28 protein-coding genes, 1 tRNA gene and 4 pseudogenes are annotated in these 26,968 nt (G+C 68.0%); 23 read left to right on the plus strand and 10 right to left on the minus strand.

The window, feature by feature from the left end; genetic code table 11:
* Positions 1–429: 429 nt before the first annotated feature.
* Positions 430–762, minus strand: coding sequence for a hypothetical protein (locus tag OG798_RS47865; protein ID WP_328759276.1), 333 nt, complete (start codon positions 760–762; stop codon positions 430–432).
* A gap of 199 nt (positions 763–961) precedes the next feature.
* A complete protein-coding gene (locus OG798_RS47870) occupies positions 962–1,120 on the minus strand; it encodes a hypothetical protein (protein ID WP_179436306.1) in 159 nt (52 codons plus the stop codon).
* 458 nt (positions 1,121–1,578) lie between these two features.
* Between OG798_RS47870 and OG798_RS47875 the strand changes: the two genes are divergently transcribed.
* From OG798_RS47875 to OG798_RS47885, 3 genes and pseudogenes are all read left to right on the plus strand, one after another.
* Positions 1,579–2,421 (plus strand): DUF6461 domain-containing protein, encoded by an 843-nt coding sequence (locus tag OG798_RS47875; protein WP_328759277.1) that lies wholly within the window; start codon positions 1,579–1,581, stop codon positions 2,419–2,421.
* Between the two features lie 318 nt (positions 2,422–2,739).
* On the plus strand, positions 2,740–2,997 hold the full coding sequence (locus tag OG798_RS47880; RefSeq protein WP_261687369.1) for a hypothetical protein: 258 nt from the start codon (positions 2,740–2,742) through the stop codon (positions 2,995–2,997).
* A 380-nt stretch (positions 2,998–3,377) separates the two neighbouring features.
* Positions 3,378–3,689, plus strand: a pseudogene (locus OG798_RS47885) (SDR family NAD(P)-dependent oxidoreductase); the annotation flags it as partial.
* 51 nt (positions 3,690–3,740) lie between these two features.
* Here OG798_RS47885 and OG798_RS47890 read toward each other — a convergent pair.
* Positions 3,741–4,421, minus strand: a complete 681-nt coding sequence (locus OG798_RS47890) for a GntR family transcriptional regulator (RefSeq protein WP_328759278.1) — start codon at positions 4,419–4,421, stop codon at positions 3,741–3,743.
* A gap of 100 nt (positions 4,422–4,521) precedes the next feature.
* Between OG798_RS47890 and OG798_RS47895 the strand changes: the two genes are divergently transcribed.
* The 9 genes from OG798_RS47895 to OG798_RS47930 all read left to right on the plus strand — a co-directional run bounded on the left by OG798_RS47895 (position 4,522) and on the right by OG798_RS47930 (position 11,254).
* Entirely contained in the window at positions 4,522–5,058 is a 537-nt protein-coding gene (locus OG798_RS47895) for a YbhB/YbcL family Raf kinase inhibitor-like protein (protein WP_328759279.1), read from the plus strand.
* 58 nt (positions 5,059–5,116) lie between these two features.
* Positions 5,117–5,980 (plus strand): SCO6745 family protein, encoded by an 864-nt coding sequence (locus OG798_RS47900; RefSeq protein WP_328759280.1) that lies wholly within the window; start codon positions 5,117–5,119, stop codon positions 5,978–5,980.
* A 275-nt stretch (positions 5,981–6,255) separates the two neighbouring features.
* Positions 6,256–6,660 carry an actin-binding ADF family protein gene (locus tag OG798_RS47905; RefSeq protein ID WP_095850653.1) on the plus strand — a complete coding sequence of 135 codons (405 nt, stop codon included), beginning with the start codon at positions 6,256–6,258 and terminating at the stop codon, positions 6,658–6,660.
* A 367-nt stretch (positions 6,661–7,027) separates the two neighbouring features.
* Positions 7,028–7,489, plus strand: coding sequence for a pyridoxamine 5'-phosphate oxidase family protein (locus tag OG798_RS47910; RefSeq protein ID WP_097223591.1), 462 nt, complete (start codon positions 7,028–7,030; stop codon positions 7,487–7,489).
* A 359-nt stretch (positions 7,490–7,848) separates the two neighbouring features.
* Complete coding sequence (locus OG798_RS47915; RefSeq protein WP_121413908.1) at positions 7,849–8,286, plus strand: glutaredoxin domain-containing protein; 438 nt, start codon at positions 7,849–7,851, stop codon at positions 8,284–8,286.
* A gap of 56 nt (positions 8,287–8,342) precedes the next feature.
* On the plus strand, positions 8,343–8,696 hold the full coding sequence (locus OG798_RS47920) for a helix-turn-helix domain-containing protein (RefSeq protein WP_328760174.1): 354 nt from the start codon (positions 8,343–8,345) through the stop codon (positions 8,694–8,696).
* A 112-nt stretch (positions 8,697–8,808) separates the two neighbouring features.
* The gene (locus tag OG798_RS56785; protein ID WP_443054118.1) at positions 8,809–9,234 is read left to right on the plus strand and encodes a DUF2690 domain-containing protein; all 426 of its coding nucleotides are present in this window, start codon (positions 8,809–8,811) and stop codon (positions 9,232–9,234) included.
* Positions 9,235–9,333: 99 nt separating this feature from the next.
* Positions 9,334–9,894: a hypothetical protein gene (locus OG798_RS47925; protein ID WP_328759281.1), complete on the plus strand. Its 561-nt coding sequence runs from the start codon at positions 9,334–9,336 to the stop codon at positions 9,892–9,894.
* Between the two features lie 493 nt (positions 9,895–10,387).
* The gene (locus OG798_RS47930; RefSeq protein WP_328760175.1) at positions 10,388–11,254 is read left to right on the plus strand and encodes a hypothetical protein; all 867 of its coding nucleotides are present in this window, start codon (positions 10,388–10,390) and stop codon (positions 11,252–11,254) included.
* 305 nt (positions 11,255–11,559) lie between these two features.
* Here the strand turns inward: OG798_RS47930 and OG798_RS47935 are convergent, their stop codons facing one another.
* Positions 11,560–12,681 (minus strand): IS630 family transposase, encoded by a 1,122-nt coding sequence (locus OG798_RS47935; RefSeq protein ID WP_438948367.1) that lies wholly within the window; start codon positions 12,679–12,681, stop codon positions 11,560–11,562.
* Between the two features lie 90 nt (positions 12,682–12,771).
* Here OG798_RS47935 and OG798_RS47940 point away from each other — a divergent pair, with 90 nt between their 5' ends.
* The 5 genes and pseudogenes from OG798_RS47940 to OG798_RS47960 all read left to right on the plus strand — a co-directional run.
* Positions 12,772–14,049, plus strand: coding sequence for an IS701 family transposase (locus tag OG798_RS47940; RefSeq protein ID WP_328759282.1), 1,278 nt, complete (start codon positions 12,772–12,774; stop codon positions 14,047–14,049).
* A 305-nt stretch (positions 14,050–14,354) separates the two neighbouring features.
* A complete protein-coding gene (locus OG798_RS47945; protein ID WP_328759283.1) occupies positions 14,355–14,744 on the plus strand; it encodes a hypothetical protein in 390 nt (129 codons plus the stop codon).
* 343 nt (positions 14,745–15,087) lie between these two features.
* Positions 15,088–16,050 (plus strand): hypothetical protein, encoded by a 963-nt coding sequence (locus OG798_RS47950; RefSeq protein WP_328759284.1) that lies wholly within the window; start codon positions 15,088–15,090, stop codon positions 16,048–16,050.
* Positions 16,051–16,938: 888 nt separating this feature from the next.
* Positions 16,939–17,439, plus strand: a complete 501-nt coding sequence (locus tag OG798_RS47955; RefSeq protein WP_328759285.1) for a GntR family transcriptional regulator — start codon at positions 16,939–16,941, stop codon at positions 17,437–17,439.
* A pseudogene (locus OG798_RS47960) lies at positions 17,405–17,692 on the plus strand (HD domain-containing protein); the annotation flags it as partial. The gene OG798_RS47955 and the pseudogene OG798_RS47960, both read left to right, overlap by 35 nt.
* A gap of 274 nt (positions 17,693–17,966) precedes the next feature.
* Here the strand turns inward: OG798_RS47960 and OG798_RS47965 are convergent.
* The gene (locus OG798_RS47965; RefSeq protein ID WP_097223582.1) at positions 17,967–18,866 is read right to left on the minus strand and encodes a LysR substrate-binding domain-containing protein; all 900 of its coding nucleotides are present in this window, start codon (positions 18,864–18,866) and stop codon (positions 17,967–17,969) included.
* A 147-nt stretch (positions 18,867–19,013) separates the two neighbouring features.
* Here OG798_RS47965 and OG798_RS47970 point away from each other — a divergent pair, with 147 nt between their 5' ends.
* Together OG798_RS47970 and OG798_RS47975 are read left to right on the plus strand one after the other, a co-directional pair.
* Positions 19,014–20,024 (plus strand): aldo/keto reductase, encoded by a 1,011-nt coding sequence (locus tag OG798_RS47970; protein WP_328759286.1) that lies wholly within the window; start codon positions 19,014–19,016, stop codon positions 20,022–20,024.
* A 29-nt stretch (positions 20,025–20,053) separates the two neighbouring features.
* Positions 20,054–20,467 carry an SRPBCC family protein gene (locus OG798_RS47975; protein WP_328759287.1) on the plus strand — a complete coding sequence of 138 codons (414 nt, stop codon included), beginning with the start codon at positions 20,054–20,056 and terminating at the stop codon, positions 20,465–20,467.
* A 312-nt stretch (positions 20,468–20,779) separates the two neighbouring features.
* Here the strand turns inward: OG798_RS47975 and OG798_RS47980 are convergent, their stop codons facing one another.
* On the minus strand, positions 20,780–21,520 hold the full coding sequence (locus tag OG798_RS47980; RefSeq protein ID WP_328759288.1) for an SDR family NAD(P)-dependent oxidoreductase: 741 nt from the start codon (positions 21,518–21,520) through the stop codon (positions 20,780–20,782).
* Between the two features lie 184 nt (positions 21,521–21,704).
* Here OG798_RS47980 and OG798_RS47985 point away from each other — a divergent pair, with 184 nt between their 5' ends.
* The gene (locus OG798_RS47985; protein WP_328759289.1) at positions 21,705–22,319 is read left to right on the plus strand and encodes a dihydrofolate reductase family protein; all 615 of its coding nucleotides are present in this window, start codon (positions 21,705–21,707) and stop codon (positions 22,317–22,319) included.
* Positions 22,320–22,621: 302 nt separating this feature from the next.
* Here OG798_RS47985 and OG798_RS47990 read toward each other — a convergent pair.
* Positions 22,622–23,593: pseudogene (locus tag OG798_RS47990) on the minus strand (trypsin-like serine protease); the annotation flags it as partial.
* 101 nt (positions 23,594–23,694) lie between these two features.
* On the opposite strand from OG798_RS47990, the gene OG798_RS47995 reads away from it, so the two are divergent.
* Both OG798_RS47995 and OG798_RS48000 read left to right on the plus strand, forming a co-directional pair.
* Positions 23,695–24,033, plus strand: a complete 339-nt coding sequence (locus tag OG798_RS47995) for a hypothetical protein (protein WP_328759290.1) — start codon at positions 23,695–23,697, stop codon at positions 24,031–24,033.
* Positions 24,034–24,841: 808 nt separating this feature from the next.
* On the plus strand, positions 24,842–25,021 hold the full coding sequence (locus OG798_RS48000; RefSeq protein ID WP_120986886.1) for a hypothetical protein: 180 nt from the start codon (positions 24,842–24,844) through the stop codon (positions 25,019–25,021).
* A gap of 61 nt (positions 25,022–25,082) precedes the next feature.
* Here OG798_RS48000 and OG798_RS48005 read toward each other — a convergent pair.
* From OG798_RS48005 to OG798_RS48015, 3 genes and pseudogenes are all read right to left on the minus strand, one after another.
* Positions 25,083–25,265, minus strand: a pseudogene (locus OG798_RS48005) (transposase); the annotation flags it as partial.
* Positions 25,266–25,346: 81 nt separating this feature from the next.
* Positions 25,347–25,745 carry a VOC family protein gene (locus OG798_RS48010; RefSeq protein WP_328759291.1) on the minus strand — a complete coding sequence of 133 codons (399 nt, stop codon included), beginning with the start codon at positions 25,743–25,745 and terminating at the stop codon, positions 25,347–25,349.
* Between the two features lie 397 nt (positions 25,746–26,142).
* A tRNA-Met gene (locus OG798_RS48015) sits at positions 26,143–26,216 on the minus strand.
* Between the two features lie 520 nt (positions 26,217–26,736).
* Here OG798_RS48015 and OG798_RS48020 point away from each other — a divergent pair.
* Positions 26,737–26,940 (plus strand): cold-shock protein, encoded by a 204-nt coding sequence (locus tag OG798_RS48020; protein WP_060899524.1) that lies wholly within the window; start codon positions 26,737–26,739, stop codon positions 26,938–26,940.
* Positions 26,941–26,968 lie beyond the last annotated feature (28 nt).

Consider the following 26,968-nt stretch of genomic DNA (forward strand, 5'->3'; position numbering starts at 1 on the left):
TCGTTCAAGGGGGGCGGGCCCGGTCAGGCCCGGTCGAAGACAAGGGGAGAACAGCGGTCCTGAGCGGGAGTCAGGGGCGCACAGCGCGGGCTGGACCAGCGTGCGCGGACGGCCGGTATGACGGCATGGCGAAGCAGCCCCTCCCCGTGGGCGACGGTGTTCCCCCGGTCGCCGAATGACAGACGCGTGTGTCCGGATTGGTCAAGATCCACCGCACACGGCGCTCACCATAGACACAGAACACGTGAACAGAACAGGGAAAATTCAGGGCCTACAGGCACACGCACACACCGCTCCGGGGAGACGAGAACCATTCCGGAATACGTCGTTCATGTGCACATCTCATGCGGGACCTGTGTGATTCATGTGAAGCGGAATGGCGGCTGAAGCCTCCGACAACTTTCCGCACCCGCCACCAGGTGATGCACGTCACGACACGGAAGCGGAGAGCGGTACCGCCACACTCCCGGTAAACGTGAGCCGCACCGAGAAGATGGCAACAGCTATCCGAGGGGCCTTGTTGGCACGGAGGTCCCACCGGCGCCGGCACCGCAGTACCCCGCGCTGCCGACGACGCTGACGGCGGAGGTCGCGGACCTCGCCCAGGTGGGGCCGGATCCACAGGGGCATGGCGATCTGGACCACGGTGAAGACGGCGAGAGTGGTGGCCATCGCCGGCAGGGTTCGGCGGAAGAGGACGCCGAGGGCGAAGGCGAGGGCGGCATAGCCGATGGGGACGACACCGCGCGCGCTGAACACCATCGGGTCGATCCGAGGGAAGAAGCGGCTGCGGACGGAGCGCAACGCGCCGGATGCCCCGCCTGAGTACGTACCGCCGAAGAGGCCCGGCGAAGGCGAACAGATGTCGCTGATCTGACATCGAAGTTGGTAGGTGGCTTGGAGGCGCGCAACGGTGAGGCCGCTACACCGGTCCCGGTGTGGCGGCCTCACATCACTTGCGTTACTTGCGTTTCACTTCCTCGCGAAGGGCACGGAGGGAGCGGACGGCCCGGATCGCCTTCTGCGACAGCGGCGGCACCTGATCGAAGAGGTAGCCGAGAAGGGATACCACTCCTGCGATGCCGGCCAAGGCGGCCGTCACCCACCCGGCAGCTTCCATGTTGAGCCTTCCAGGACGAGAGTCAGTGGCTGATGGATGGCCTGCCGGCGACGGGGGATGCACCGGCAGGCCAATCAGCCTTCCACTGGCTCTCTTTGGGATCGCTCACCAGAGAGGAAGCCTTGCGGTTCTCGGATGGGAAGAGTCGAGTACCGCAGCACGGGACTGTCGGCGGTCCTCTCATTTCAGGTACGCGAACGGGCACCGCAACCTCCACGGTCACTTGCTGCACCGAGGCTCGACCACGCGGAGAATTGCCCGCGTTGATGTGAGAGTACCGCTCGAAGAGTTCGCTTCGAAGTGACTCTTCCCAACTCTCCGGTGAGGCTCCGCGCTCAGAGCTCGTAACACGATCATGTTGCTGACACGGACTTGGCGGCGCGACCCGAGGACCAGCTCCAGCTGTAAGAACCAGCTTGTACCGGGCGTTGTCAGAGGCATCAGGCACACTGCGCCGTATGAACTTGGTGACCGCGCGCGACTACGCCTGGATCCGCACCTCGCCGCTCTTCCGCCACATGCTGGAGAGCGGATACACCCTGACACTGATACGGGGGCGGACCCCGCGCGAGGTGCTGCGCGCGATGGAGGCGGAGCCGCGCGGCACCGGGGAGGGCACGGCCGGGCTGATCGAGGCGGACGACGCTCACCGCGCCGAGGTGGATTACGACTACTGGGACGAGTCTTACGTCGCGGGCGCCTTCAGCGCTCCGGGCGAGAACGACGACTGGACACTCGTCCTCGGCTTCGACGGTGGCCTGGGGATTGCGGCGCCGTGCGTGGAGACGTTGTCGAAGGGCGGCCGGGTCGTGGCGCACTCGACCAACGGCGGCAAGCCCATCCACCTCTTCCACTGGTTCGAGGACGGTGAGCTCCGTACGACGTTCGAGGGCCCCTCGTCGCGCGACGGCAACACCCCCGATGAACTGGTCCCCCTGCTGCGGGAAGTCGGCTTCCCTCTGACCTCCGAGGGAGAGCACGACGAGAGCGCCCCGGACGTCGACCGGAAGGCGGCGGTCCTCGCTCTGGCCGAGAGGCTCACCGGTATACGCGTCACCGAATCCCTCCTCCAGGACGCTACGTACGAGCTGGGACTCGTCCCCGAACAGCCCGCCGAGGAGTGGACCAGCGTGGTCATCGACATCACCGATGCCCACGGGGAGCGCCTGTACAGGGAATGGACCTACGAGGAGATCGCGACGGCGTCGGACCGCGTACGGGCGGAGGCAAACGCGCCGGTCGTGATCACCTACAACGAGCCTCCGGCCATGGATCGTTCGGAGCACGAGACAGGTGAGTAGCGAGCGAGCGCGCGAAGGGTGCCCCGGCGTACTCGCCGCCCTCTACAAGGGAACTTGCCGCCACGGGGGCTTCCGCGATCACGGTCCGGCAGCCTTGTTGAGCCGTCGCCAGCAGATGAGGCCGCAGCGCAGCGAGACGAAGGCATTGTGGAGGTCGAGGCGTCGCTCCCACCGCACGGCCAGGCGCTTGAACTGGTGCAGCAGGGCAAAGGTCTGCTCGACAACGTAGCGGAGCTTTCCCAGGCTCTTAATGTTCGGGGCCCCTGCGGGAGATCACCGGCAGAATCCGGCGGCGCCGAAGTTCACGGCGCACAGAGCATGAGTCGTACCCCGAACAGCGACCGCATCCTGCGACACGCCGTCAAACTGCGGTCCGCAGTGAAGGACCTCGCGCACGGCGGCAACATCATCTCGCAGTGGTGCCACGGGCTGGACGAACCGCACGAGCTCCCGCCGACGGACTGGATCAAGTGCTACCCCGAGACCGTCGACACCTGGGTCTTCGGCAGCCTGCGCGCGCTGCTCCCCGTCGAGCAGCCGGAACCGGATTCGGGCTCCCAGACGCCAGCCCGGTGAGCTCGTTGGGTTGCACGAGGGACGGCTGCGTTTCGGGGAGCTGCAGCGCCGGGCTCGGTGCCTTGGGCCGCAGCGCCGTCCAGGCCGCGGTCGAACGCCCCGCCTACCTGATCGTTTTCGACGTATTGAGACCGGGGGCACCGAGCTGCTCGCCCGGCCCTACGGCCAGCGGCGCGCGATCCTGGGGGGACCTCTTTGTCGGCGAGGTGCTCGCTGCCCCGTTCACCCTGTTCCCTGGTGACGGATGTTATGGGGCTGGACGTGCACCACCTGGGCTGTCGTGCGAACCCGCGGCTCTCTTCGATCATGCCGCGATCTCAACAGTTCAGTCTGTCCGCATGCTCAAATGATCTGGAAGAACACCTGTGTCGCGACTTCGCTCGTCCGTCGGGAGCCTGATGGGTCACCCGAGCTGCCCGCCTATGGTGCGATGAAACGGACGGTCAACAGCCCGCCGAGTCGGCCGCCGTCACCTACGGCGCGGAAGGCATTCGTGTCAACGCCATCGCCCCCGGCGCCACGGCGACCGAGATGATACGCACCTGGGAGAGGGATCCCCAGGTCTCCGAGCGCGACTCACGGCGCACACCCCGCTGCGCCGCACGGCCGACCCGCAGGAGATCGTCCAGGCCGCAGCCTGGCCCCTCAGTGACCGCTCCTCATACGTGGCCGGCACGGTCCTCCGGGTCGAGCTTCGGCGGACGGCCGCCGCACTCCACCTCGCAACGATCGTCAGCCGGGCATCATGTGTGCGGCTCGGTGTCCAGGACCATGCCGGACGTGGAGCTGATCATGCGGCGCAGGATGGCGTCGGCCCGCTCGCTGTCGCGGGCCATGACCGCGTCGAGCAGGTCGCGGTGTTCTTTGTGGACGGCCTGGTCGGTCCAGCGTTGCGTCTCTGCCGGTGTGGGTCGGCTCCACCGTCGGTACAGTTCGGCCTCTTCTCTCAGGGAGGCGGCCAGGTCGCGTAGCCGGGGGTTGGCGCAGCCGGCCAGGAGCGCGGTGTGGAAGTTGGCGTGGGCGATCAGCCAGTCCTCGCTGGGCTGGTCACCGTCGCCGCGTGGGGTCTGCTCGAAAGTGTGGTGGGCGGCCAGCACCTGAGCCTGCCACGCGAGGCCGCCCTCGCTGATGGCGCGGCTCAGGGTGAGGGACTCGATCTCGGTGCGGGTGTCGGTCAGGTCGGCCAGCCCGCGAGCGGTGACGTCGGTGACCTGGAAACCGTGGTGCGCCTCGGAGCTGACCAGGTTCTTGGCGACCAGCTTGAGCAGGGCTTCGCGTACGGCGCCGGTGCTCACCCCGTACTGCTCGCTGAGCTCGGGGAACTTCAACCGCTGGCCAGGCCTGAGCCGGCCGCCCAGGATGTCGGCCCGGATGCGGTCCTGTACCACCTCGCTGCGGGTCTGCTGCCCGGCTTCTCTCGCCACGGGTCGGATCCTACGACATTTGACAGCTGGCAGCATTTTTAAAAGTATGGTTGATTGTTGAAAGTCAGAAGGTGCAAGCCTGGCTTGATTGGGAGACCAGATGAGCAGTCCGTACGACACCACGCCCGCCGTTCCCGAGTTCGCCGTCACGAGCGCGGACGTCACCGACGGGGGTCCGTTGCCGGTGGCTCAGTTCGCCGCCATGAGCGGCGCCGCCGGAGCCGAGGACCGCTCCCCCCAGCTGTCGTGGGGCGGCTTCCCGGCCGCCACCCGCAGCTTCGTCGTCACGATGTACGACCCGGACGCCCCGACCCCGTCCGGTTTCTGGCACTGGGCGGCGGCCGACATCGCCGCCGACGTGACGTCCCTCGCCGCCGGCGCCGGCACGCCCGGCAACGGCGGCCTGCCGGACGGCGCTTTCCACGTCTCGAACGATGTACGCGCGACCGCCTACGTCGGCGCCGCGCCACCGCCGGGAACCGGCAGACACCGCTACTACATCGCAGTCAACGCACTCGACATACCGTCCGTGACGGCCCTCGGCATCACCCCGGAGTCGACCCCGGCCGCCCTCAGCTTCTTCATCCTCCAGCACACGCTCGCCCGAGCCGTCCTCGTACCGTGGGCCGGCCAGTGAGGCCCGGGTACGGTCGGCCGATCCTTCCGGGCGGCTCGTCCTGATGACTTCATTCGAGATGACTGCATTCGAGGCCAGCGCGGGACGCCGCTGCCACAACGTCGTCAATCCCGTGCACACATCCGTGTACTTCGCACCGGAGCAGCAGGACGAACTCGCGGCGCTCGGACTGGAGCGCGGCGCCATGGCCTACTTCGCGGGCCGCGCGGCCCCACTCGGAGAGGTCGGCGCGGGCACCGTCACAGCGACGTTCTACAACTTCAACCACGAGCACGTGGCCCGGTACATCCCCGCCGCGTGGACCGTCACCACGCCGGAGGCGGTCCTCGCGGCCCGGCTGCGCGGCGCGGACGGGACGCTACGACGGCTGCTCGGGGAGGAGGCCCTCATGTCGAAGGAGATGGTCGAGACGGCCGAGCTGGCGCTGCGCGCCACCGAGGCGTGCCGTCGCGAGGCGCGGCCGCTGTACGCCGCAAACGCCGTCCTTTCCGTGCCCGAGCAACCGCACCTGGCCTTGTGGCACGCCGCGACGCTGCTGCGCGAGCACCGGGGCGACGGCCACCTCGCCGCTCTGGCGGTGGCCGGACTGTCCGGGATCGAGGCCCTCGTCCTGCACAACGCCACCGGTACGGCGCCGACGTCGGCGTTGTTCATGCGGACCCGCGGGTGGTCCGCGCAGCAGTGGTCCGCCACCCGGGACCGGCTGTGCGAGCGCGGGCTGTTGGATGAGGCGGGGGACCTCACGGACGCGGGCGCGGCCCTGCGCGGTGAGGCCGAAGCGCTCACCGACCGCCTCGACGCCGCCCCGTACGACCACCTCGGCCCTGCCGCCACCGCGCGCCTCACCGAGCTGGCCGGCGCCTTCACCAGAACCCTCAGGGCAGCGGGCGCTTTCCCCGCGGAGCACTTCGGCAAGGGCTGAGGTCGAGGGCCGGGGCCTCGCTCGGTCGCGGAGGTGAGGGCGAGGGCCCGGCCTAGGGGCCCAGGGGCGTACAGCAGGGGCGTACGGCCGAAGAAGCCGCTGACGCCGGGCGTCTGGACCACCGCCGCGAGTGCGGCCAGACCAGGAGGGACAGGGCCTGACCGCTTGATCACGATCGTCCCTCGCAACGAACCGGGCAAGCGGGCCAGAACCTCCCGGGGAGCCGGTTCGTTGATCCGCTTGGCCTGCTCTCCCAATGATCAGAAGGACTCGTCGTGAGCGGTGGTATCCCAGTGGACGACAGCTGTATCAGCGCCTTCCAGGAGCTGAAAAGCAGGCGGGACATCAACACAGTGATCTACCGGCTCAGCGACAACCTGGAGACCGTCATCCCCGACGCCAAGGGAAACCTGACACACGACGAACTACTGAAAGCCCTGCCGCCCGACGAGCCCCGGTACGTCGTCCACGACCTGCACTTCGCCACAGCGGACGGGAACCGTCAGGAGAAGACGGTGCTGATCTCCTGGTGCCCGGCGGGGACGAACGCCGAGGAGAGGATCGCGCACTCCTCCGGCTACGGCACGCTCCGGAACCTGCTCGACGGTGTCCAGGCCCACGTACAGGCCACAGACCTGTCCGACGTGGAGTACAAGGCGCTTGTCTCCCGGGCCTGTTGACCCACCCTCCTCCCGGCGGTGTCGGGGACTGGATCGGCGACATGCCGTGGTGGGCGATCAACACGGCCCACCGGGTGCCGAGTGCCGGACCCCGGTACGAGGTGTCAGCGAGCCGTGTCTTCCCGGGGACGGGCTGCCCCGCCGAGTCCACTGTTCCCGACGGCCACGCTCCCGGGCGGGGCCACACCAGTTCGGCCGGACAGCCATGTGAAAGACGGCCACCGATCGGCGGCCCACTCGAGCCGGCCCGGCCACCCAGGAGGCGGACCGCCGATTTCCTGCCCATCGAGTTCGGTGGCATCGGTCGCTGGGAGTAGGTCCTGCGCCTCAGGCGCGCTTCGTGCCTGCTTGGCTAGGGTCGGTCCTCATGGAGACCACGGGAATCGTTCGCCGCCAGACGGCGGAGCGTATGCGCGACGCTCTGGAGCGGCTCGTTGCCGAGCGGGATGTATGGGTGTCGACGGCTCACCCTGATCACGGGCCGCACCAGGTGCCGCTGTGGTTCTTGTGGGATGGGCGAGCAGTGTGGATGTGCACCAGCGCCACTTCCGTGACTGCGCGGAACGTCCGCAAAGAGCCGCGCGTGCGCCTGGCACTACCGGACACCTTCGACGTAGTGCTCCTCCAAGGTGAGGCGGAGTGCTTCCCGGACCAAGAGGTGCCCGGAGGCGCAGCGGAGGCGTTCGCCGACAAGTTCGGGTGGGATCCACGCGTGGAAGAGGGTTCCTTTCTGTATCTACGAGTCGTCCCGAGGACCGTGCGCGCTTGGCGCGGCGAGCCGGAACTACGCGGGAGAGTCATCATGCGCGACGGGATATGGCTGCAATAACGGCCGTCCCTCGCCGACGCGCCTCTCTCGGATCACGATCACCATGCGCCGCGGCCTGATCCGAGATGATCAAAGGACGCTCCCTAGGCGTCCGTTGGCAGCCTGCGGTTCAACGCCTCGTACCTGGCGCCGTGCCCGCGTCGATGCTCGGCCACCAATGTCCGAAGCGTGCCGCCACCGCGAACGCTTCCCCCGGATCGGCCCCGGGAAGCAGACTCACCCTCACGGCCTTCGTCGTGGTCACGTGCATCCTTGGTCGGAGCACACGATCGGCCGAAGGCCGCCCGGCCGTCCGGCGAACGCCCAGGTGAGCGGCCTGGTTGGAGCTGCATTTCGGCTCGCCGATAGCCTGAGTCCTCATGACGCGCGCTTGGATCTTGCCGACGCTGTTTGTGCTCTGTGGCTCAGTCGTTGCGACGGGGCTGGTCTTCAGGGGGAAACCCGGCGCAGCCGCAGCGCTCCTGCTGGCGTTTGTGTTGCTCGCAGGCGTCAACTCACCTCTGATCTTCCCGAGGTCGATCGGTGCGCTGGAGGCACAACGCCGCAGCGCGGTCGACGGCCGGCCGGTCGTCTTCTGGCGGTCGGGCTGCAAGTACTGCCTGCGGCTGCGCATCCGGTTGGGCCGTAGCGCCCGCCAGTTGCACTGGGTCGACATCTGGCGTGACCCGGCTGGAGCGGCAGCGGTCAGGGCGGCCAACGATGGCAATGAGACCGTGCCGACCGTCGTCGTGGCGGGCCGACCGCACGTCAACCCCGATCCTGAATGGGTGCGTCAACAGCTCTCCCATTCCATGTGATCGGGAGCGGTGCCAGAAAGCGGACCCGGACGGCAGTGGCTCGGCGCGCTCGTACGATGGCGCGGTGGGGCAGGCCCGCTGCCGTTGCGGGGTGGGAGGAGCGGACGGCAGCCCGTCGGCGGCGCGAACGCGACGACGCACCGGTGGAGTTGCAGCGGCTGGTGGGAGAGTTGCGGCCGTGCAAGGACCGGTGTGAGCTGAGCCTGACGTCGCTCGCCGCCAAGACCGGATTCAGCGTCAGCTCCTGGCAGCGCTACCTCGGCGGTCGCTCGCTACCTCGGCGGCCGCTCGCTGCCTCCCTGGGAAGCCGTCGACGCGCTGGGCCGGCTGGGGCAAGCGGAACGTGGCAGGTTACGGGTGGTCTGGGAAGCGGCTGCCGACGTCTGGGCGGATACCGACCGACTCCGTAGGGCACTGGACCGGGGCCCGTCGCCGAAGACCGGAGCGGGGCAGGAAGCGACCGTTCCTGCGGGGGAGTAAGCGGCGTCGCGGCCGACGGCATGCGGCGGCCGCGGCGGTCGGGTGTGTGCGCTGGCGGCCGTTTTGGTATGGCATCACTGGGGTGGAGACTACGCGCCGGTTCCGCAGGGTGCGCCGGCCGGCGCGCCGACCTGGCCCTGGCCGCTGCACCCGACGGCGTCCCGGTCGGGTACGCCGTGCCGTCCGGTCGGTTGCCGGGGACTCGATCCGTATCGGCAGCGGTGCGACCAGGACGCGGTCACGGTGCACCGTCTCCGGGCGCTCGGGCGGACCCTGACGCTGCGCTGGAGCCCGGCCTGTCACGCCGGCTGGGCCGAGGTCCAACCGACCCAGGGAACCTCAATAGCTGCTGGTCGCCGGGATCGACGTAGCACGGCGGACGGCGCCCGCGGGTGCTGCGTGGACGGCGATGATCCCCGGCGGACCGCATCATGCTGCCCTGCTCCGTGTAGTCGGCGTGGCCGGTGATGTTGCCCGTCGTGATCACGCAGGGTGAAGATGCCGTGTGACTTTGGCGAATACTGCGAGGTCGTTCCCTGACACTGCGCGGCCTTCTAATCTCAGCTCATGGACTGGTTGATGGCCGCGTGGGTGGGGGTGGCTGGTGGTGCCACCATGGAGGCCGTCGACGTCATCAAGTCCGTCAAGTGGCACCGCAAGATGCCATGGAACGTGCAGCCGGACACGATCGAGCCTCCTCGGCGCCGGCCCGATGTACGGCCCGGCGAGGAGCAGTTGCCCGCGCCCGGCTGGCCGGGCTATTGCGTCGCCGCGGTGCTGCGGTTGTTCGTGAGCGGGGCCCCCACGGGCGCCCTCGCCGCGACCTACCCGCACAGCGTGAACCCGCTCGTGGCCTACATGGTCGGCTTAGGGGCACTGTCCGCCGTCCAACAGCTCGCCACGCTGGTGCCACTGGCGGTCAAGAGCGCCGGCCGGGCCGCCTTGGGCGGTGTGGCCGAGGAGGCACAACAGCAAGCCCTTCAGGGCCAAGCACAGCAGACGTACGGTTACGGCCACGCCAACGGTGTTCCTCTCCGGCCACAGGCAGCAGGCCCTCCCGCAGACAGTGCGCAGCCGGACACAGGCATCACCGCGCCACAGGGGGGCAGGTATGACGCCGGCCGCTGAATCCTTCGCCGGCCGCGTCCTGGCCGTCATCTCGCGCCGCTCACCAGGCTTTCGGCCGCCCACCGGGTCGTTCAGGCCGGTCGACACTCGGGTACGGACCGTCATCTCGCCAACTCCTTCGCCCTCCAGCACTTCCGAACCGCCCGAAGGAACCCGAACCGACACGAACCGCGCTGCGGCAAAGCCGAGTGGTGTCGCGAGCCCGCGCCGACCTCCCCTTGCACGCCGTCTGCTGACTTCAGTCCGGGGCATCCGGGTGCACCCGGCGAAGGCGTCCGACGCATCCGTACGGAGTGAGTCGGAAGGGGAGCCGAAAACACAGTTCACCGACCGCACGAGCAGCCCCGTCCCACCACCGCACACACCGAGCGCGCGACCACGCGCGCAAGAGGAGGGACGCCCTGGGCACAAAGGCGGTGGCGTGCCGCCCCGCGAGCCGGGCGAGGACCGCCAGGGACACGGCTCGCGGTGGGAGGACCCGGCTCCGCAGTATCTGCTGAGCGAGGACCGCCAGGAATACGAGCGGATCCTCGATGAGGCGCTGCGCTCCGCCCCACACCGCCCCGAACTCGCCGCTGTCGGCCAGCGGCTCAACACCGAACAGCTGCGCACCATGGCGCTCAACGCCACCGCACTCATCACGGCGGCCGCGGCGACCGAGTACCAGCACTATGCCAACGTCCGCGAGGAACTGGGCCGTCCGGCGCCGTCCACCCCATGGTCCGCCGACGCGCCCGCCTCCGTAGAGCCGGACGCGGGCGCGACGGGGCTCGCGGCCACTTTCGGAGAGCACGACGAGACCGCCGGAGCCGGCGCGATCGCCGTCGTCGCGGTGCTCGCGCCCGTCCTCGCCGGAACAGCCGCGGCGATCTTCCTGCTCGTGGGATTCATCCTGAAGGTCCTCACCCCCGAGCTGGCGTTCGCCCAGACCCTGCTGACCACCGGGTGGGTCTTCGGCGCGGTCACGGCGGCCGCGATCCTGGTCGCCGCGGTCGGGCTGCTGCTCACCGCTCTGCGCAACGGCTCGTCCTCGCTCCAGGCCGGAGCGCCCGGCGAGCTCGACGCGGAGGTGGCCCGGGCCAGGGAAGCCTGGCGCGAGGCCCTGCTGGAGCGCGGCATCATGCCGTTCCTCCGGGAGGCCCTCGCCGATCCGGCCACGGCGGCACTGACGCGTCCGTCACCGACACCGACCACCGGCCGCATGCCGCACCTCGGCTACGACCGGCCGGGTTTCAGCAGCCCCGACGGCGGACCCGCGGCGGGTCCGCGCCCGAGCTTCACCAGCCCGGACTTCACCAGCCCGGACTTCGGGGGGCCAGCCGAAAGCACCCCGTCCACGGGGCCCGAACAGTCCGACTGACCAACGCCGGACTCGGGTGTCAGCGGTATGCCGCCCGGCCGCTTTCGGACTTGTGGCGGGCGATCCCGAACGGCGGTCCGACACACGCCGGTTGCAACGGACCGGGCGTAGGTTTTCGGCCATGTACGGGACGTCCTGGACGACGTCTCCTCGCGGACGCCTGATGTTGTGCCCGAGTTGTACTCAATTCTAGGGATTGACCCTGTGCATGGTGGTGTGCTTGCCTCGAAGAGAGCCCTCGGCGCGGGGCCGGGGGAGATGCGTCAACGGGGAAACACATGGGGGTGACAACTGCTACAGATTTTCTAGTGTCCTGCGCCAGAGATCCGTCGGCAGAAGCGGGCGAGGGAGTCGAGGATTTCTTCGGCCGTCTTGGTCCAGACGAACGGCTTGGGGGCTTCGTTCCAGTCCTTGACCCATGCCCGGATGTCGGCTTCCAGGGCCTGGATGTTTTTGTGTGCGCCGCGGCGGATCATCTGGTGGGCGAGGTAGCCGAACCACCGCTCGACCTGGTTGATCCAGGACGAGCCGGTCGGGGTGAAGTGCAGCTCGAACCGCGGGTGTTTGGCCAGCCAAGCCTTGATCGCGGGTGTCTTGTGGGTGCCGTAATTGTCCACGATCAGGTGGACCTGCAAGTGCGCGGGCACCTCCTTGTCGATCCGGATCAGGAACTTCTTGAACTCCACGGCCCGGTGCCGGCGGTGCAGGGCAGTGATGACTTCACCCGTGGCGACATCGAACGCGGCGAACAACGTGGTCAGGCCGTTGCGCACATAGTCGTGCGTACGCCGCTCGGGCATGCCCGGCATTATCGGCAGCACCGGCTGGGACCGGTCCAGTGCCTGGATCTGCGACTTCTCGTCCACCGACAGCACCACCGCACCCTCGGGCGGGTTGAAGTACAAGCCCACGACGTCGTAGACCTTCTCCACGAACAACGGGTCCGTCGACAGCTTGAAGGTGTCCGCCAGATGCGGCTTGAGCTGGAACTGCCGCCAGATCCGGCCCACGGTCGACTTCGACAGACCACTGTGCTGCGCCATCGATGTCCGCGACCAGTGGGTGGCGTTCTTCGGGAGCTGTTCCAGCGTGGTGACCACCACCGCTTCCACCTGATCGACGCTGATGGTGGGCGGCCGGCCCGGCCGGGGCTCGTCCGCCAGCCCGTCCAGCCGCTCGGCGAGGAAGCGTCGGCGCCACTTGCGGACGGTGTCCGCGGTCACCCGCAGTTCCCGGGCGACCGCGACGATCGGCGGCACCTCCGGGCCCGCGCACGCCAGCACGATCCGCGCGCGCAGGGCCAGCGCCTGGGCCGATGTAGCCCGACGCGTCCACCGCTCCAACACCGCCCGCTCGTCATCAGACAGCAGCAACGGTTCCAGCTTCGGGCCCCGACGAGGAGCTGACGCACCAGCAGTAGAAGTCACGCAACTTCTAACGATCAACTACTGGCGCAGGACACTAGTAGGACTCCGTTAGGTCTGTCTCGCGGTCCTGTTTGAGGGCATGGTGGGGGTGTGGACGCACATGAAGTGAACCGTGCTCGGGCGAAGTTGGCGTTATTCGTGGCTGATGTGTTCGCGTCGGTGCCGCGCAAGGATCAGCGGGCGAAGGGTGACTGCTATCTGCGCGGACTGATGCTGGACGGGCGGCGCAAGTCCATCCAGGCCATGGCAGAGCGGCTGCCGGACGGCAACGAGCAGAACCTGCAGCAGTTCGTGAACCAGTCGACCTGGGATCCGGTGCCTGTGCGGCGGCGGATTGCGGAGCGGATGGTGCCGCAGATCGGCCCGGACGCGTGGGCGGTCGACGACGTGTCATTCCCCAAGGACGGGAATCAGTCGGTGGCGGTCGCCCCTCAGTACTGCGGGGCTTTGGGCAAACAGGCCAACTGCCAGGTCGCGGTGAGCGTGCACGCGGTCTCCGACACCGCGTCCTGTCCGCTGCAGTGGCGGTTGTTCGTGCCCCAGCAGTGGGCGCACGATGCCGGACGGCGGAAGAAGACCGGGATTCCGCAGGAGGTCGGGCATCGGGAGAAGTGGCGCCTGGCCCTGGACACCATCGACGAGTTGGCCGGGTGGGGTCTGGTGCCGCCGGTGGTGGTGGCCGATGCCGCCTACGGGCAGAACGCTGACTTCCGGGCCGGCCTGAGCGAGCGGGGCATCGGCTATGTCGTGGCGGTCCGTTCGGACGTGACCGTCCACCCGCACGGCGCCGAGCCCCTCGCGCCGCCGTGGTCGGGCCACGGCCGCAAGCCGCAGCCCCGCTACCGGGACAAGCCGTCCCCGCTGTCCGCGCTGGCGGCCAGCCGGGGGCGGCAGGCGTTCACTGAGGTGACCTGGCGTGACGGCTCCCGCGGGCCGATGCGCTCGCACTTGCTGGCAGTGCGGGTGCGGCCGGCTGGGGTCAGGGCCCGCCGTCTGGCCCGGGCCGCCGCCACCGCCGAACACGGCCACTGGGACGGTGTCCTGCCCGAGGCGACGCTCCTGGCCGAATGGCCCGAGGAAGCCGAAGTACCCAGTGACTACTGGCTGTCCAACCTGCCCACCAGCACACCGCTGCCCGAGCTGGTCCGTCTGGCCAAGATCCGCTGGCGGATCGAGCACGACTACCGGGAACTCAAACACGGCCTCGGCCTGGACCACTTCGAGGGACGTTCCTGGGCGGGGTGGCATCACCATGTCACCCTGGTCACCGCCGCCCACGCGTTCCTCACCGAACAGCGCCTGGCCCCAAAAGCCGATACAGCGGACTCACCCTCTACCAGATCCTCGACGCCATCCAAGGCCTGCTGAACTGCTGGACCGGCACCTGCACCACCTGCCACCGCCCCCTGCCCAGAACAGCCACCACCAGCCCAAACTCAAGAGCCAGAGCAACCTAACGGAGTCCTACTAGCCACGTAGTCCAGTTCCCGGGGGCGTCTCGGCTTCTACCCAGCCGAGACGCCCCCACCGTCAGCGCCATGCGCTACACCTGAACGAACTCTTCCCTGAGAGGGGTTCATGAGTTGACTGATCAGTAAAATCCCGTTGCACTGGCGACCAAGGAAGCAGGGGCCCTCTTGAGACACCTTCCCGCAGACCAGCAGTACCGAATCATGCAACTCATATGGGGACGAGAGAAAGCGGATACACAAGCAGCAGCCAACACAGACGACTATGTACGCCGGGTCCTAGAGAGCGGAGAGCTCAGCGGCGACCTACGTAAACCCAACGAGCAAGCACCCCGCGACCCGACCTACGTCCGCATCTACCGCGCTGCCAAGCCACTGCCAGCCGTCGCCTACGCGATGCCCGGCCCTGGCACGATCGAAATCCGCCTTGAACATGAGGACGCCAATGACTTCCGCAGCGAGAAGTGCGTCCGCTTCCTTGACGTCAAGCACGACAACAAAGTTGCCGTTACCGTTTCCAACACAGCCACAGTTTTGATCGCAGTAGAGCTCACCGCCCGTGCTCTGAAGAAGCTAAATACTGATCACGGGTAAGGCAGATCCCGGGTTCCGGCGTGGCCGACTCCCCGCCCGTCGGTAACAGGCGCCGGACGCTCGGTCAGCATGACGAGACAGACAGACGGAGCAGGTGGAGCAGCGCGCGGGCCAGAACACCGGCCAACGTGGTGGAAGTGGCATAGAACGCTGCTTGCCCGAAGCCCTGGACAAGACGATGGCGGGTGCGTTGCCGCTTCACGTCGGGGCGGTGCGTACGGTGGGACATGACGGTCTCCGTTCAGGGGATGAGTCGACTGCCCCCGCACCGCTTGTTCCTGGCCGGGATACGGTGCGGGGCGCAGTTTCTGCTGCCCCAAGCCTTATGGCTGACGTCCGCTGAATGCAGCTCCCGGAGCTCGAATCTCGATGTAAGTTCGGCGCCATGAACGGGAATCGGGCCAACGCGTGGGTCGAGGGAACTTCGGCCGATCTGGTCGCCGACGCGCTCGCCCTGGGAGTGAAAGCCAGTCCCAGGATGGTGACCTCCTGGGTCGAGGACGGGATGCTCGCCAACCCCGAGCCACGCAAGACCAGCGCGCACGGCAGCGATCCGCGGGTCTTTTCCCCCGAGCAACGCGAGTTGTTCACCAGACTTCTGGAAGCTCGAGAGCGCTCCCCGCTGGGGCGCATCCCGCAACGCTCGCTGGTCCGCGTCGTGCTGTACCTGTGGCTGATCGACGACACGGTGGTCCTCACCCCGCAGGCGCGCCGAGCCTGGCGTACCCATGCGCGCGCCACTGGCCAGACGACTGCCGTCAGGCGAAGCGAGAACGTCCGCGCAATCGTCGAGCAACTCGCCCACCCCTCAGCCAGCCTCAAGCAACGGCGCGCCGCTCAGCTCGTCCTCGAGGAAGGCGAGCGGACCGGGCGGATCGACGTGGACAGACTGACGTCGGTCCTCACGGAGTTGTACTCGCCCTGGCCAGTTCAGCCCGGCATGCCGAGGATCGAACGAGCCCTTCCGGGCCCGTTCGGGCCCGTCCCCGTCCAGTACCACATCGCGATATGGAAGGCCAGACAGCAGACGATCCGCCGCCTTCGGCACGAGGAGATCGACGAACTGGAGCTCGACCGGGTGCGCGCCGTCTATCGGCCGATGTGGGCGGACTATCAGGCTCGTCGGCCCGCCCTGGCGACCATCGGCGCCGGAGAGTTCGCGGCGTACTTTGCTGAGCCCGACACCATGGAGGGCCGCGCCATCGAGGCGGTTGATGCGTTTGTATCGACGCTCGCCGGCGAACTCGGGCTGATCGAAGCCGCGTCCCATGCCGCAGAGACGGCACGTCTCAGACTGGCGCGCTGACGACCCCACCTACGCCCGACGGGGCATCTCCCCCCCCGGTGCCCCTCGTCGGCTGCCCTGGACGGCTCCGAGCCGCTCGCCCGCCCCTTCCTCAAGCCAGGCTGGGGCCACTGGCACGTACGGATCGTGACCATTGTGTCGCTGCGTAAGTCCACCTCGACCTGGTAGGGCGCCCTGCCGTCCGCCCAGTTCTGCCGCGCCATGACCCGCGCGTACCGCCAAGACCCGGCCGACCACACCTTCAGCGATGGACGATCGGCGTTCGGCCACGTCCAGACCTCCGGTCAGCCGCTGTGCGGCACGCTACGGGCGCAGCCTCGGCAGCAGCGGAGAAGAGCAGCACGGCGCAAACGACGCTAGCTCTCGTCCTCCAGCGGCGTTGCCTCGTACGCCCCGCGGAATACGGCGTCCAGTGCGTCCGCAAGACTGGCAGTGCCCTTGGCCTGGTGCATCGCCTTGAATGCCTCCTCAGCGCGGAGAACCCAACGGGATTCACGGTCAAACAGCTCCGTAAGAGGCTTCGGCGCCATCCTCGGAGCCCCCGAGGTACGCGCCGCTGAGGCGGCGCTGACCTGCCCGTGCAGCGGGAGCCACACCATGGCCACAGGCCCGACGCCAGGTTCTCTGACTACGTGTCCATCAACGATGCGCACCGCTAACTGGCCCGTCATGTCCCCACGGTGACAGGTTCGTTGATGATCGGAAAGACTGCCTAGGCTCGAAAGAGTGCGATTGCTAAGGCCGGACACACCGGACAGCTCCGATCTCGGCTGTCCGGTCCATCTTCGCAGTTCACAGGCCTAACCGGACAGCCGGACAGCCGGGACACTCCACCTGCACTGGTGTGCGTGGGAAGCTGGAACACAACGGACTCCGAAGGAGGAATGCGTGCCGAGCCCCAGCCCACGCGGGACGTATCAGGTGATCTCTCAGGCGTTGCGCGAGCGGATTGCCGCTGGGGCCTACCTCGACGGGTTGCCGTCCGAGGCCGAGATCGGGCGCGAGTTCGGAGTGGCCCGTACGACGGTGCGGCGTGCTCTGCATGCCCTCGAAGAATCGGGGGACATCAAGACCGTTGCTGGCGTTGGACGCAGTGTCGCCGGGAGCGCTGGGACCGCACCGTACGAACAGATCATGGCGGACTTGTTGGAGCAGATCCGGAAGGGCGACCTGCCTGCGGGTACGCGACTTCCGAGCGAAGCGGACCTCGTCGAGAAGTACGGGGTGTCTCGCGGCACGGTTCGCCGCGCCGTGCGTGAACTGGAGACCGCCGGCCACGTCGAGGCGCGGCACGGTGTTGGTCGTTCGTCAGCTCTCCTTCTTGAACTCCCGATTGCCTCGGAGGCAGTGGAAAATGCAACTGGTCAAGTGGGCCCACGACCTTGCTGAGTCGCTGTTGGCCGACAGTCTGCCGCGGCGGTGGGCCCACTCTCAGAGGGTCTACTCCCAGGCATTGACCCTGGCACCAGCGCTGGGTGAGGACGCCGAGCGGTTGGCGGCCGCCGCCATCGTGCACGACGTCGGGTATGCCCGGGCCGCCGTCGATACCGGACACCACATGATCGACGGGGCCCGGTACTTGCGCGACGTCATGGGGGGTGACCCGCGGCTGTGCAGCATCGTGGCCTTCCACACGTCCTCTCCGTGGGAAGCATCTGAACTTGGGCTGGACGATGCGCTCACCGAGTTTGGGCCCGCCGAGCCTGAGTTGGTAGACGCGATCACCTATTGCGACCTGACCAGTACTCCGGCCGGAGATCTAGCGGACCCTGCCGAGCGGCTCTCCGAGGTCCTAGAACGGTACGGTCCCGAGCATGTCGTCTTCCGGGCGGTATCCGAGGCCCGGCCCGAACTCGTGGCAAGGGTGGCTCGGGTACGGCGGCGGCGTGCCGAGGTGGTGGAGGCAGGCCCTAGAACTAGGCGGTGCTGCTGGTGCGCAGGACCGTGGCGCGGAACGATGTCACCAGGGGCCGCAGGTCGACTCGGTGCCATGCGGCCCACAGCTGGATGCATGTGTCGTACCAGGGAAGCTCGCGCACCGCGACATCCTCGGTGGTGGCGCGCACCATGCTTTTCTGCACGAGTGCGAGTCCGAGTCCGGAGGCGACCAGGCCGAGCGCGGTCAGTGGCTCGGCGGCGTCGAGGCGGATGTCGGGGGTGAAGCCGGCTGCCGTGCAGGTGGCGACGAATGTGTCCCGCCAGGCGGGGTCCTGGGCATTCTCGACTGCGATCCACGGCTGACCATCGAGGTCCCCGGGAGTCACCTTTTCCTGGTCGGCGAGTGGATGCCCCGCGGGCAGGGCCAGGAGCAGCGGGTCCTCGAGCAGGGGTGCGGCCAGTAGGTCAGGGTCATCCGCGGTCGGAGGTTCATGGACGAGCGCGATGTCGAGGCTGCGCTGCCGCAGGCCTACGAACTGCTCGATGGGCGGAAGGTTGTACAGAGCGATGTGGATGCCGGGGCGTTCGTTGTGCAGAGCGCGCAGTGCGCCGGGCAGGATGCCGGTGTGCATGGCGTCTGCGACGTAGCCGATGCACAGGCCGCCCTCTTCTCCGCGGCCCAGCCGTCGGCCCAGGTTCTCCAGACGATCAGCATGCCGCAGGAGCGCACGGGCTTCGGCCAGGAAGACCTGGCCGTCCCGGGTGAGCCGGATTCTTTGCTGGCCCCGTTCGAACAGGGCGAGGCCCAGGTTCTGCTCGAGTTGCGCGATCTGCCGGCTGAGCGGTGACTGGGACATGTGCAGCCGCTCGGCGGCCTGGCCGACGTGTTCGGTCTCGGCGACGGCGACGAAATAGCGGAGTTGCCGCAGGTCAAGCATGTTAGACCTCTAGGGACTCAAGTATGTCCAAGTAAGTCTTGGACAGTCTCAAGTTTAGATCCTAGCCTCGAACGAGTCAGACCGACGGATCGCGCGAACAGCGCATAAGTCACATCCGTCGCAACTCGTACAGCAAGGATCCGCACCATGGCCATCAAGTCCTCCCTGCCCGGCCGCCTGGGCTTCGGCACCGCACCGCTGGGCAACATGTTCCGGGCCATACCCGACGAGGAGGCCGCGGCCACCGTGGATGCCGCCTGGGACAACGGCATCCGCTACTTCGACACCGCGCCCTTCTATGGCGCGGGCCTGTCCGAGATCCGGCTCGGTGAAGCCCTGGCCGGCCGCCCCCGCGACGAGTTCGTCCTGAGCACGAAGGTCGGCCGCGTCATCCTCGACGAGATCGAGGACCCCTCCGCCCGCGACCTGGGCGAGAAGGGCGGACTGTTCGAACACGGACGCCCCAACAAGATCGTCAACGACTACTCGGCCGACGCCACGCTGCGGTCCATCGAGGACAGCCTCAAGCGACTGAAGACGGACCGCCTCGACATCGTGTGGGTGCACGACGTCGCGCAGGACTTCTACGGCGACGAGTGGCTCGCCGCGTACGAGACCGCCCGTACCGGCGCATTCCGGGTACTGCAGAAGCTGCGCGACGAAGGCGTCATCGGGGCCTGGGGCCTCGGGGTCAACCGGGTCGAGCCCCTGGAGCTGACGCTGGACCTCGACGAGCCGAAGCCGGACGCGTTCCTCCTCGCCGGCCGCTACACGCTGCTCGACCACGAGCGCGCCCTGCAGCGGCTGCTGCCGGCCGCGAAGGCCCAGAACGTCGACATCGTCGTCGGCGGACCGTACAGCTCCGGCGTCCTGGCCGGCGGCCAGCACTTCGAGTACCAGAAGGCCCCCGCCCCGATCATCACCAAGGTGGAGCGCATCAAGGCACTCGCAGGGCAGCACGGCGTCGGCATCAAGGCGGCAGCGCTGCAGTTCTCCCTCGCGCACCCCGCGGTCGTCGCGGCCATTCCCGGTGCCTCCCGGCCGACCCGCATCGTGGAGGACGTCGCCGCACTCGGCGAGAGGGTCCCGGCGGCCTTCTGGACGGCTCTGCGCGCGGAGGGGCTGATCGCTCAGGACGCCCCTGTACCCAGCGCCTGACCTCTGCCTCACCTGTTCAGGAGACGACCATGGCAACTACGACCGCAACCATCGACATCCCCGTGCCCGCCGCGCGCGTCTGGCAGCTCATCGGCGGCTTCGACTCCCTGCCCGACTGGCTGCCCTACATTCCCACGAGCGCGCTCAGTGAGGGCGGCCGCGTCCGCAGCCTCGAGAACGAGGAAGGCGGCGTCATCGTCGAACGCCTCGAAGCGTTCGACAACCAGGCGCGCACGTACAGCTACTCCATTCTCCAGGCCCCGTTCCCCGTCACCGACTACCGCTCCACCCTCACCGTGCACGAAGTGTCCAGCGGGCAGAGCCGTGTGGAGTGGTCCGGCACCTTCACACCCGCAGGGACAAGCGAAGACGAAGCGATCACCCTGTTCCACGGCATCTACGCCGAGGGTCTGGCCGCGCTGAAGAAGACACTCGACGCGTGAACACGGACACGGGATGCTCGGTAGCGCCGTCCGGCGTCGGACGGTGCCCGACGGGCGTCAACTGACCCCACGGGGCGGGATCTTGCGGGTTCCGTCCCGCTGCCCGTCATCCTGGCCCGGTCCTGCCCGGGTTCCGCGATCGGCGCGCGCTCACCGCGCACACCCGATCGTGGAGCGCGGGCCCGTTTCGTCGAAGGAAGTTGTCGGTGGGTGATGAGGGGCAGGCCCGTTCGAGGAACGTTTCTTGGATGTCCAGCCTGGTGTCGTGGCCGCGGTCGGCGAAGAGTTGGTTGCTGGAGCAGAGCTCGCGTGTCAGGCGGTGAAGCCGCCGTCGACGTGGATCGAGGCTCCAGTGATGTACGCGCCGTCCGCACTTGCCAGGTGGGCGACGGTGGCCGCGATCTCGGCCGCTTCCGCATAGCGGCCAACAGCGGTGAAGCCGGCGATCATCTCGGCGTTCGGCCCGTCGGCGGGGTTGGCGTCCGTGTCGGTGGGGCCGGGGTGCACCAGATTGACGGTGATTCCACGCGGGCCGAGTTCCCGGGCCAGGCCCTTCGTCATCCCGACCAGAGCCGTCTTGCTCATCGAGTACAGCGCCAGTCCGGGGAAGACCGCACGCTCGGCGACATTGCTGCCGATGCTGATGATCCGGCCGCCCTGGTCCATATGACGCACTGCGGCCTGGGACGCGGTGAACGCCGCCCGGACGTTCACCGCCAGAGTGCGGTCGATCTCTGCCGACCCCAGGTCTTCAAGTGGGCCGACGAGGAAGACCCCGGCGTTGTTGACCAGGATGTCGAGTCTGCCGAACAGCGCGGCGGCCTCGTCCACCGCGGCGGTGAGTGCCTCAGGGACCGCGCTGTCGGCTCGGACGGCAAGAGCTCGGCACCCCCTGGCGTTGATCTGCTCCACGACCTCGCCGGCGCGTTCCGCGTTGTTCTCATAGGTCAGGACGAGGTCGGCACCTTCTTCGGCCAGTCGTAATGCCACAGCGGCACCGATACCCCGGCTTCCGCCCGTGATCAAGGCCACGTTTCCTTCAAGTCGGTTCATGACGTTGAGCATTGCTGGGACCCGTGTCGGAAGCTGGCGGGAATCCGACCTGGCGTTCCACCGCCGCGACGGCACCCTCTGGCGGGCGGAGCTGTCGAATGTCCCCGGGCATGTCGAATACGTCGGCTCCCGATCGACGTGAGAGTAAAGGCAGCACATCCCAGGACTTCAGGAGCAACCCATCGTGACCGTCACCGCGGACATGGCCATCTCCCTCGACGGGTGCATCGCCGGCACCAACGTCGCCATCGACAACCCGGCAGGCGACGGCGCCGAGCCGCTCTTCGAGTGGATCCACAACCTGGCGAGCTGGCGGCAGCGGCAGGGCATGACCGGCGGGGAGGAGAACCGTGACTCCGCGCTGATGCGCGAGTGGTTCGATGCCACCGGAGCGGTGGTCATGGGGCGGATGATGTACGACACGGGTGAGGAGTTCTGGGGTGACAACCCGCCGTTCAGGGCCCCGGTCTTCGTGCTCACCCACCGTCCCCGGCCGACCCTGGTCAAGGAGGGCGGCACCACCTTCACCTTCGTCACCGACGGCATCCACAGCGCCCTCGACCGGGCGAAGGCCGCCGCCGGGGACAGGAACGTCGACATCGCGGGCGGGGCGAGCACGGTGCAGCAGTATCTCGGGGAGGGGCTCATCGACGAGCTTCAGCTGCACGTGGTGCCCGTGCTCCTCGGAGAGGGACTGCTGCTCTTCGAGGGACTGGGCACCGGGCGGCGGAACCTTGAGCCGGTCAGGGTGGTTGACACGCCCCTTGCCACCCACGTGAAGTACCGCTTCGTGAAGTGACCCGGCACGGATGACGCTCGGTTTCGGCATACCGTGTCGGACCAGCGCACCATCAGGTCGAACCGGTTGGACCCGGTGAAGTCGTCGGCCGTGATGGTTCGCGCGTGTGTCCAGGTGCCCGCCGAACCGGGCAGGACCGGGCTGTCCGTCGACGGTTGGTAGGGCGGTCTCGCGCCCACCGTGCGATGGGCGGCGGCGTCGTTGAACAGGTCCTTGGCGTCCTTGCCGTAGATGGGCGCGTATGTCACCCAGGCGTCGTTGGCGTCGTTGCCACCTCCGTTGTACCCACCGGTGTTGCCGACGACCTTGCCGGTACCGGTGGAGCGGTTGTAGTCCTCGATCCACGGGCCGCCGGAGACCCCTCCGTAGAAGCCGGTGCAGGTCATGCGCACCTGCCGGTAGCCGGGCAGGCGCGAGGTGGTGACGGGGCAGCGGATCGCCTGGTGCTTCGAATTGACGCTTTCGGAGCTGGGATACCCGATCACCGTGACCTTGTGGGTGTATTTGGTGGTGGGAGTGAACGTCAGAGCGCCCGTCACGTCCTCCACTTTGCCCCGGCTGTTGGGATCGACCTGCGCGAAGGCCAGGTCCAGGTCGGAGGTGGGCTTCTTGGTGTTGGCCTCGTAGCGCGGATCGATGTACATCTGCGACACCGCGAAGACGCCGCGCGGCTGGTTCGCGGCGGACAGCCCGTCGCGGTACTGCGGCACGAAGATGCGGTGGGTGGCCCTCTGCAGACCGCGGCCGCAGTGCCCGGCGGTCAGGACGATGTCATGGGCGGCCGTGTGCACCACGCTGCCCGTGCAGTACGTGCTCTTGCCGCCCAAGGGCTTGCCGTCGTAGAAGAACGTGCCCACCATCGGGTGGCCGCCGAAGTGCTCGGGACGGGGCGTGCCGGCCGGCGGCCTGCTGCGCGTGCCGATGCGCGCCGCCGAGGCTGCGGGGGCTCGGCGGGGTGGGCTGTCGAGCGGCACCGCGTTGTCCATGCGGTTGGCTGTCCAGTACTTCTCCTCCTCGCTCAGGCTTGGGCCGCCGGAGGAGGTCGGGGCTACGGGCGGGTGGCTGGGCTGCGCGGGTGTCGGCGTCGCCGAGGGGGCAGGCGACGACGGCACGGGAGTACCGGTCGCGGCAGGCGCCTGGCCCGTGCCGAGTATGCCCGCGCACAGACCGAGCGCCAGGGCCGGAATCCATCTAGAACTGGAACGCAACGAGGTGTCTTTCCGTCTTGGAGGAAGCCGAACGACGGGCGACGTCGATCCCATATAATCGCACATATGTTCGGTGTGATGGTTGGTAGCGTAGCGTCACATGCGGCTTGACGTGGCGTCATAAGGCAGACAGGCATGGCAATGGACCGATTCGCACCGCGGCAGTGGTGGCACTACCGCTCCTGCTGCCCCTCCTGGCCGTCGGCCCGGCCTCTGCCGCCGAACCGGCACCGCTGCCGCTGCCGCTCGGCAGTGTCCGGTCCGTGCATCCCGGCGACACGCTGACCGTCACGGCAGCGAGTGGACAGGCCGTGAACGGCGACACCATTAACTCCCCGGTATTGCAGAAGGCCGGGCGGATGCGGATGACGGCACCCCGGCTGACGGCCGCCGTCACCATCGCCTGCGACGCCCGGCCTGGCACCTACCCGCTCACGCTGACCAGTGCCGGAGCCGCACGCCCGGCCGAGCACGCGGCCCCGTGGGCACACGTACGCGTTGAATGACCGACGAGGCCGCGCGTTGCGCCTGCCGCAACAAGGTCAAGCCCGACCGGGAGGAACACTGGGCGGCGCACACCACCTGACCCCAGTCGGAATGGGATGTCAGATCCTTCCGCTGCCCCGTCTACCGGCACGCTCCCGACCAGGTGAGAAACCACCCGAACCAGCCCTGGGCCCGCCTGCGCATCGCCCCTGCCTCCACAACAACCACCTGCCCCACGCAGCAGGCGGCGCATCCCTCCGGGACATCCCGCACCGAGGTGGTGGCCTGGGCTGCGGGTGGCGTTCTCCTCGCTGCTGCGGACACGGCGCTCCTCCTCAAGTGCTTCCGGTCCCGCCGTGCGGACACCCCGGGGACACCGCCACACTCAAGCAACTGACGCCGCATCAGATGTCGGCCTCGGAAGCGGGTTCGCGGATGCTGACAGCAGCCTGGCCGGGAACCCGTTCACCAATCCGGTGTTCACGACATATGGCTGAGGGGGCGATCTGTGGGGTCCGGGGGCCATCTCACCGACGCGCCCAGTGGGCCGCTGAGACGCGCATCGCGACGGGGCGGATGCGCTGAAACAGTAACTCTCGCCCTACCGTTGGTGGTGGAGGTTCTCGCCGCTCTTGGCATGGCACTTCTCTACGGTCTCGGCCGACCGGACGGAGTCGTAGGACCCCGGTTCCTGCATGAGCGACCGACCTCCGGATCGGGTCCAACTGTGCATGAGACCGGCTTGCTCGTCGAGTTGCTCGTCGAGGTGTGGGTGGTGCGGGGCACAACCCGGCGAGAACGCCGTCACGGCTGACCCAGCCGCTGCTCATGGTCGCCGGCAGCAAGGCGGGCTCCCTGTGGCAGGCCGAGCAGCTGCTGCCGCGCGTGAACAGCCCCAAGGAGCTGGCCGTCATCGACGGTGCCGGACACGTCTCTCTCTACGACGTTCCCGAGTACGTCGACCAGGTGACGGCCCACCTGTCGCCGTTTTTCACGAAGTACGTCTGACCTGGCGGCGACCCGTCGGCGACCCGTCGATCGAGGCCTCGGACGCCGGTGACGGCGGTGTCGTGTACTGGCGCCGCACGCCCACCGTGGCGACCTCCTTCTTCAGGTCGGCGGTCTCATCGACCACCAACACCGCTTCCTCATCGTGCAGTTGCCCGGCGTTGAAGCCGCGGAGATCGTCACGGAACACGGCGGCATCCCACTCCGCCCTCGACAACAGATGCTGCAGGCCGTACGGGGTCGCACCGTGTTGCGGTGACGTTCGGTAGTTGCTGAGTGGCAGCCGCTTACGATCTTCCGTTTCTGATTCTGCGCCGTACCACTGTCACTCCTGCAGGTTCAGCTGCCAGGAGACGCCGAAGCGGTCGTTCACCCAGCCGAACTTGGCGCTGAAGCCGTACGAGCCCAGCGGCATCAGCTCCGTGCCCTGTTCTGCGAGGGCACCATAGAGGCGGTCGAGCTCGGCCTCGGTGTCGCACTCGACGAACAGCGACATCGCCGGGGTGAACCCGAAGGCGTGCTTGACGTAGCTGTCGATGCACATGAACCGCTGTCCGGCGAGCGAGAACGTGGCGCGCTGGACCGTGCCGGCCTCGCCGGGGCCGTCGGCGCCGTAGCGGGAGATGTCGACGACCTCGGCGTCGTCGAACAACGACGTGTAGAAGGTCAGCGCCTCCTCCGCCCTGCCCTCGAACATGAGGAAAGTGGTGATCTTCTGTGGCATCGAGGCCATGGCGCTGCCCTCCGGTTACAGGCGTCAGTCCTTCGAGGACGAGGCTAGGACCTGCCTCTGACACCGGCCTCACGGACACCGCCAGCCACCGTCGTTTCGGTGATCGACACGTGCGCGCATGGCTGAGCTGGAGATGCGCACCCATATCACTCGGAATGCCGAGCTACCGGAACCGGGGATCTCATCTCACCCACCGTGACCAACCGCACGGAAGGAAGGCCGGTGCACTGTGTCGCAGTACGACTTGACCAGCCGCCCGGAACAGGGCGTCAGCCGCCCCGCTCTCCCCTGAGCGGCGCCTGTCCGGCGCGCGTGCTGCAACGCCGCGCGCCCCGGGGCTGGACATGCTTGAGGGGCCGGCACATCGTGCCGGCCCCTCAGGTTTCAGTAGCGGGGACAGGATTTGAACCTGCGACCTCTGGGTTATGAGCCCAGCGAGCTACCGAGCTGCTCCACCCCGCGTCGGATTCCTCTACCCTACGCCAATTATCCCGGCCCCGAGACCATGATCGCCGGGACCCGTCGGCTTACCGAGAACGCGTTGAGCGCCGGGCAGACTCCCCGACGGGCTGGCCTTCCCTGCCGGGGCGCTGCCTGGACCGGCATCGACGTCTACGTCTACGTCTACGTCTACGTCTACGTCTACGGTCGGCGAACGCATACGGGCGCGACACACACGCGGGCTGGTGGCGGCGTCCCTACAGCTGCTCGGCAACGCCGTGGACGCGCCGTGATGATCGTGGCGGGCCCGACCATGGCGCCGGCCATGGGACTGCCGCGGGGTCCCGTGCGACCCGTGCGGATCATGACTGTTGCTCTCTGGCGGTGGGCAGTTTCGCGGTGTAGCGTCGCTCTCAGATGTCGTGGTTCGCAGTATCTGCCCGCGCTCCGGCGTGGGCGCTTTGCTGTGCAGTGCAGGACCAGGGCGATCACCTCCGGGTCCGCGCGGTGCGGAACCCGATATCGACTGGAAGGCACCAGCATGGCCAGCGGAACCGTCAAGTGGTTCAACGCAGAAAAGGGCTTCGGCTTCATTTCCCAGGACGGTGGCGGACCGGACGTGTTCGCGCACTACTCCAACATCAACGCCAGCGGTTTCCGTGAGCTCCAGGAGGGCCAGGCGGTCACCTTCGACGTGACCCAGGGCCAGAAGGGCCCGCAGGCGGAGAACATCACGCCCGCCTGACCTCGCGGCCAGGACGTATGTCAGGGTC

The organism is Streptomyces sp. NBC_00271, assembly GCF_036178845.1.
Taxonomy (GTDB): Bacteria; Actinomycetota; Actinomycetes; order Streptomycetales; family Streptomycetaceae; genus Streptomyces.

Bases quoted from the DNA above. Each gene is read 5' to 3' on its own strand.
- OG798_RS48010 (WP_328759291.1), bottom strand. From the start codon at position 25,745: ATGCCACAGAAGATCACCACTTTCCTCATGTTCGAGGGCAGGGCGGAG.
- OG798_RS47865 (WP_328759276.1), bottom strand. From the start codon at position 762: ATGGTGTTCAGCGCGCGCGGTGTCGTCCCCATCGGCTATGCCGCCCTC.
- OG798_RS47950 (WP_328759284.1), top strand. From the start codon at position 15,088: ATGCAGCTCCCGGAGCTCGAATCTCGATGTAAGTTCGGCGCCATGAAC.
- OG798_RS48000 (WP_120986886.1), top strand. From the start codon at position 24,842: ATGGTCGCCGGCAGCAAGGCGGGCTCCCTGTGGCAGGCCGAGCAGCTG.
- OG798_RS47965 (WP_097223582.1), bottom strand. From the start codon at position 18,866: ATGCTTGACCTGCGGCAACTCCGCTATTTCGTCGCCGTCGCCGAGACC.
- OG798_RS48020 (WP_060899524.1), top strand. From the start codon at position 26,737: ATGGCCAGCGGAACCGTCAAGTGGTTCAACGCAGAAAAGGGCTTCGGC.
- OG798_RS47875 (WP_328759277.1), top strand. From the start codon at position 1,579: ATGAACTTGGTGACCGCGCGCGACTACGCCTGGATCCGCACCTCGCCG.
- OG798_RS47880 (WP_261687369.1), top strand. From the start codon at position 2,740: ATGAGTCGTACCCCGAACAGCGACCGCATCCTGCGACACGCCGTCAAA.
- OG798_RS47895 (WP_328759279.1), top strand. From the start codon at position 4,522: ATGAGCAGTCCGTACGACACCACGCCCGCCGTTCCCGAGTTCGCCGTC.
- OG798_RS47970 (WP_328759286.1), top strand. From the start codon at position 19,014: ATGGCCATCAAGTCCTCCCTGCCCGGCCGCCTGGGCTTCGGCACCGCA.
- OG798_RS47925 (WP_328759281.1), top strand. From the start codon at position 9,334: ATGGACTGGTTGATGGCCGCGTGGGTGGGGGTGGCTGGTGGTGCCACC.
- OG798_RS47975 (WP_328759287.1), top strand. From the start codon at position 20,054: ATGGCAACTACGACCGCAACCATCGACATCCCCGTGCCCGCCGCGCGC.
- OG798_RS47915 (WP_121413908.1), top strand. From the start codon at position 7,849: ATGACGCGCGCTTGGATCTTGCCGACGCTGTTTGTGCTCTGTGGCTCA.
- OG798_RS47910 (WP_097223591.1), top strand. From the start codon at position 7,028: ATGGAGACCACGGGAATCGTTCGCCGCCAGACGGCGGAGCGTATGCGC.
- OG798_RS47945 (WP_328759283.1), top strand. From the start codon at position 14,355: ATGCAACTCATATGGGGACGAGAGAAAGCGGATACACAAGCAGCAGCC.
- OG798_RS47870 (WP_179436306.1), bottom strand. From the start codon at position 1,120: ATGGAAGCTGCCGGGTGGGTGACGGCCGCCTTGGCCGGCATCGCAGGA.
- OG798_RS47920 (WP_328760174.1), top strand. From the start codon at position 8,343: ATGGCGCGGTGGGGCAGGCCCGCTGCCGTTGCGGGGTGGGAGGAGCGG.
- OG798_RS47900 (WP_328759280.1), top strand. From the start codon at position 5,117: ATGACTGCATTCGAGGCCAGCGCGGGACGCCGCTGCCACAACGTCGTC.
- OG798_RS47980 (WP_328759288.1), bottom strand. From the start codon at position 21,520: ATGAACCGACTTGAAGGAAACGTGGCCTTGATCACGGGCGGAAGCCGG.